The 546-nt window shown below is 74.4% G+C and carries 1 protein-coding gene; it reads right to left on the bottom strand.

What is annotated here, in order from left to right; all coding sequences use genetic code 11:
- Window positions 1-546: ribonuclease H family protein (locus tag AC01Y6_RS11190; RefSeq protein ID WP_476671608.1), on the bottom strand; the 546-nt coding region annotated here is incomplete at both ends.

The following is a 546-nucleotide window of genomic DNA, read 5'->3' on the forward strand; positions in this document are numbered from 1 at the left end:
GTCCACCCCGCGGGCCTTGAGGAAGGCCACCTGCTTGGGAGTGGGGGGGAGGCCCTCCATGGAGCCCTTGAGGAGCCCCCTCGCCCGGGCTTCCACCTCCTCCTCGGAAAGCCGCCCCGCCTCCTCCAGGGCCCGGGCGAAGCCCTCGGGGTCTTCCTTCGCGGCTGCGAGGAGGGCCTTGGCCGTCTCCCCCTTCCATCGGGCGAGGGCCTCGAGGGCCTCCTCCCCGAGGGGGGAGAGGTGCCTCAGGTGGCGGAGGGCCCAGGCCCGGTACGCCAGGGGGAGAGAGAGGAGGAAGCCCTCGAGGGCGCCCCGCTCCTCCTCCAGGGCCCGCCTGCCCCCGTTGGCGAGCCGATGGGCCTCCTCGTTGCCCTCCCGCGGCAGGTGGCGGAGCCCCAGGAAGAGGGCAGACTCCCGGGCTACCCCGAGGAGGGCCCGGGCGGCCCGTTCCAGGGGGGAGGCGGTCTTTCCCGTGAGGTTGAGGCGGTCCACCACGCCCTTGCTGTCGGACTCCGCCAGGAAGGGCTTGCCGAGGGCGAGGCCTAG

The organism is Thermus sp., from assembly GCF_056332225.1.